The sequence below is a fragment of the Oleiphilus sp. HI0123 genome, assembly GCF_001635315.1.
The window spans coordinates 1-4,074 of record NZ_LWGE01001074.1 but is presented as its reverse complement, the minus strand read 5'-3'; the positions used below and the strand labels follow the sequence as shown (position 1 = coordinate 4,074).

Annotated in this window: 5 protein-coding genes; 3 read left to right on the top strand and 2 right to left on the bottom strand. The window is 43.4% G+C overall.

Annotated elements, in window-relative coordinates:
* Nucleotides 1-213, bottom strand: a 213-nt coding sequence (locus A3761_RS25725) for a YggT family protein (RefSeq protein WP_197473004.1), incomplete at its 3' end; no start/stop codon positions are given.
* A gap of 157 nt (nucleotides 214-370) precedes the next feature.
* A complete protein-coding gene (locus A3761_RS10320) occupies nucleotides 371-742 on the bottom strand; it encodes a response regulator (RefSeq protein WP_068510011.1) in 372 nt (123 codons plus the stop codon).
* 307 nt (nucleotides 743-1,049) lie between these two features.
* Between A3761_RS10320 and dksA the strand changes: the two genes are divergently transcribed.
* The 3 genes from dksA (at nucleotide 1,050) to A3761_RS10305 (ending at nucleotide 3,908) form a co-directional block, all read left to right on the top strand.
* The gene (gene dksA / locus A3761_RS10315; protein WP_068510075.1) at nucleotides 1,050-1,487 is read left to right on the top strand and encodes an RNA polymerase-binding protein DksA; all 438 of its coding nucleotides are present in this window, start codon (nucleotides 1,050-1,052) and stop codon (nucleotides 1,485-1,487) included.
* Nucleotides 1,488-1,535: 48 nt separating this feature from the next.
* A complete protein-coding gene (gene gluQRS, locus A3761_RS10310; RefSeq protein ID WP_068506845.1) occupies nucleotides 1,536-2,393 on the top strand; it encodes a tRNA glutamyl-Q(34) synthetase GluQRS in 858 nt (285 codons plus the stop codon).
* A 93-nt stretch (nucleotides 2,394-2,486) separates the two neighbouring features.
* Nucleotides 2,487-3,908, top strand: a complete 1,422-nt coding sequence (locus tag A3761_RS10305) for a sigma-54 dependent transcriptional regulator (RefSeq protein WP_068553491.1) — start codon at nucleotides 2,487-2,489, stop codon at nucleotides 3,906-3,908.
* The last annotated feature ends 166 nt before the right edge of the window (nucleotides 3,909-4,074 follow it).

Below are 4,074 nucleotides of genomic sequence, written 5' to 3'. Positions count from 1 at the left end.
TGCTAGCACCAATGAAGCCAGATCGATGCCCGCTATACCTGGTATTAATCGTCTTAAAGTGATAAGCAAAGGGTTCGTCGCTTTAACAACAAACTGGGAAATGGGGTTATAGAAATCTGCTCGGGAGAGTTGCAAGATAAATCGCATCAAAACAATCATCACGTACAGTGATGACACGGTATCGATCACCAAATTAAAAATTTCTGCAAACATTCTATCCGTCCAAGAATAATAAATCGAAACCCGACAGGGCAGACAAGCTCTAAGGCTATAAAAACCAGGCCCGGTAAGTTTAAGCTATAAGTCGCCTCTAAGGCCAGCCGCTAAGCTACCGGATAATAAGTCCTTTTTAGCAAATTGCTAGTCCGAACTAGGCACCGCCCAAACATTTCTTAAGATAATCGATTATTTTATCCTCAGTAATCGGCTTTGGAATGAAGCTAAGGCCCTGCTCTGCAGCTTGCTCCTGGACTCGCTCCTGAAAATTCGCTGTTAATAAAGCGATTTTCGCGCTTGGGCACGCTTCTTGAAGTTCCGGCGATATCGTCAGGCCATCAACTCCCGGCATATTCATATCTAAAGTAATAAAATCAAACTGACCACTCTGACATAGCTTCAGTGCCTTTCGGGCATCTTCAGCTTCAGTCACACTCCAATCTGGATAGTGCGCACTGATAATAGCTTTCAGCATCAGGCGCGATATGCGACTATCATCAACGAGCATAATACTTTTTTGGGACATTCGTTCATCCTGCAAAATTTGAATTTGCTTTTCAGCTTTGTCTCGTCTTAGAGATCAAAACCTTCGCTTAGAACTTCAGTATAGCTCGAATCACTCACTTGTCTTTTATTTCCTGCTTCAGCTGCCGATCATGATCTTTTTATACAAAGAATATGTTGCCAATTCTACATTCGTATAAGAAAAATTGGCTTAATTTGATTGTTTCTGCTAATTTTTGTGGGCTTAGCTTTTTAATATGCTAAATGGAATCTCGTTGTCCCGGCTTGCCAACGAGAAGCAATCAGTAAGTAACAATGAGAAGAATGTTATGCCGGAAAACCAACAAAAATCCCAAGAAATGACGAATTTCACCCCTTACGTCGAAAAAGACGGTGAGGAGTACATGAACGATGAACAGGGCGAGCACTTTCGCCAAATCCTTTTAGCTTGGAAGCTTGAGCTAATGGAAGAAGTAGATCGTACTGTGCATTATATGAAAGAAGACGCTTCTAACTATGCAGATCCAAGTGACCGAGCGACACAAGAAGAGGAGTTCAGTCTTGAGCTTCGAACACGTGATCGTGAGCGCAAGCTAATCAAGAAGATCGATAAAACCTTAGACCGCATCGAAGATGATGACTATGGCTTTTGCGATTCTTGCGGTGTAGAGATCGGTATTCGTCGGCTTGAAGCACGACCTACTGCAACCCTATGCATCGACTGTAAAACGCTCGCTGAAATTAAAGAGCGCCAAACAGGAATTTAATCCTGATAGATTGGGTGGGAGCTACTCCTACCCAATATCCTTAGATCTATGAGCTCATATCGCGGTCGCTTTGCTCCGTCCCCTACCGGCCCTTTACACTTTGGTTCACTCTTCGCTGCCTTGGTTTCCTATTTAGAGGCAAGGAGAAATTCGGGTACCTGGCTTGTAAGAATTGAAGATATTGACCCCTTACGTGAAGCACCCGGCGCTAGCCAGCAAATTATCGAGACACTTGAAGCCCACCATTTATTCTCGGATGAACCAATAGTTTTTCAATCAGCACATAGTGCTGAATACGAAAGCTTGTTAACAAAACTGGACTTAAGAAAAGCAATTTTCTATTGCCCCTGTAGTCGAAAATACTTGGCTACAAACGGTGGTCGACACAATGAAGCTTGCCTACGCCAGTCTGTCGATAAGCAAAACTGTGCTCAGAAGTTTAGGAATACCGAAGAACTATATTATTGGCATGACGGCATGCAAGGTGAACACTCGTATAAACTAGATGATGATTTTGTTCTTAAGCGTAAAGAAAGCTTTTATGCTTATCAACTAGCTGTGGTTAATGATGATCACCGACAGAATATTACACATGTCGTAAGAGGCTACGACCTACTCTTCTCTACTCCCATGCAATTGGCACTCTATCAAGCGCTTGACTATAAGCCTCCCGAATTCTCTCATTTCCCGGTACTATCTGCTAAAGGTCAGAAGCTGAGTAAACAAAACCACGCGAAGGCCGTCTCTTCTCTCCAAGCCAAAGAGAATTTGAGCTGTATCTTTAGGCTGTTGGGGATTGAGATATCATCAAAATGCTTATCTATCCCTCAAATGCTAGAAACTGCCATTGAACACTGGAACCCTAAAGTTCTCTCACGAGTTAAAGAGCTTCCATCTCCATATTGAGTTTTCGCGTGCCAGCTTTGGTATGAAGTCAAAATAAGTTATGATTCTTCGTCCACACAATAAAGCAACTAAACCTAATTTAAGCAGGGCTACATGCGCCGAATATTAATCATTGAAGATGACATTGATCACCGCGCGGGTTTACAAAATTTTCTAGAAGATGCTTTACACCAGGTTGATGTCGCATCATCAGTCAACGAGGCCGCTGAAACTTATGCGCTACCCTCTTTTGATTTAATCATTTCGGATATCCACCTGCCCAACCAGCCCGGGACAGATATTATAAAATTAGCTCAGGGCGTACCTGTTTTGGTCACTACGGGGCAAGCCAGTTTACGCTCCGCTGTCGACGCTATGAAACTTGGTGCGGCTGATTACCTCGCCAAACCCTTTGACCATAAAGACCTGATTGACATCGTCAACAGCATACTGAAGCAAACTCCCTCTCCCATTCTAGCGAGCGCGACCAGCAATGAAGATGACGATGCAGATAAGCAGATCGGTCAACTAATTTTCGGCCAATGCCAAGCCATGAAGAAAGTGTTCCACTTAATGAAAAAAGTGGCACCTACTGAAGCAACCGTATTAATTCAAGGCGAAACAGGCAGTGGTAAAGAGCTGGCCGCGCGAGCTATCCATAAATTAAGCAATCGTCGTAATCACGAATATATTTGTATCAACTGTGCCGCAATCCCTGAATCGCTAATTGAGTCCGAACTATTCGGTCACGAAAAAGGCGCATTTACCGGGGCAGTAAGCGCTCGAAACGGTCTAATCGAAGCCGCTGATGGCGGCACCTTATTTCTGGACGAAATAGGTGAACTACCACTTGAAGCCCAAGCTCGCTTATTACGCGTTCTGCAAGAAGGGGAAATCAGGCGTGTTGGCTCAACCCAGTCTCGACAAGTTAATGTTCGGCTTATTGCCGCAACTCACCGAAACCTCAAGGCACTTTCTCGTACTGGCCAATTTCGAGAAGATTTGTTCTATCGTCTAAATGTTGTCCAGCTCAAGCTCCCCCCATTAAGAGAGCGAGGCGATGATATTCTTGGTCTTGCAAATACTTTGCTTGCCAAAGCAAGTGACAAGCTTGGCCAAGCAAATATCAAGTTCAGTCCGGATGCAATGAAAGCCGTTCAGGAATATCACTGGCCTGGAAATGTCCGTGAACTTGAAAATGCTATTGAGCGTGGAACCATTCTTTGCGATAACAAGATGATTACCGCTGAATTATTAGATATTGAGTCGGAAGTTGATGATATCAATATTCCAAAGGGATTGATTACACCACAAGTTAATTCCCCTTACAGCGCAGCTTCCCAACTCCCATCTGCCGAAAAGTCTTCAGCCTCCTCTAGCAAAAGCTTATCAATCGAAGACTATTTCCAACAATTTGTTCTCGAAAACCAAGACCATATGAATGAAACAGAACTGGCCAAGCGCCTGGGCATCAGCCGTAAGAATCTATGGGAACGTAGACAGCGACTAGGAATACCTCGCAAAAAGAGCAACTAGAAGTGAGACCTGCCTCACATTTTGTTGCATAAGGAAACACTTACTGTAATTAAGAAAATCACTTTCCTCCAAAAATGTTACCAGGCGTTACCTATCGAAACATATTTACCTGATTTTTTGTCACATTTTAGTATTTTGACCACTCTCTTTAAGCATAAATCGTATA

What these genes read in the sequence shown, in the direction of transcription:
- dksA (WP_068510075.1), top strand. Translation starts at nt 1,050, where the DNA reads ATGCCGGAAAACCAACAAAAATCCCAAGAAATGACGAATTTCACCCCT.
- A3761_RS10305 (WP_068553491.1), top strand. Translation starts at nt 2,487, where the DNA reads ATGCGCCGAATATTAATCATTGAAGATGACATTGATCACCGCGCGGGT.
- A3761_RS10320 (WP_068510011.1), bottom strand. Translation starts at nt 742, where the DNA reads ATGTCCCAAAAAAGTATTATGCTCGTTGATGATAGTCGCATATCGCGC.
- gluQRS (WP_068506845.1), top strand. Translation starts at nt 1,536, where the DNA reads ATGAGCTCATATCGCGGTCGCTTTGCTCCGTCCCCTACCGGCCCTTTA.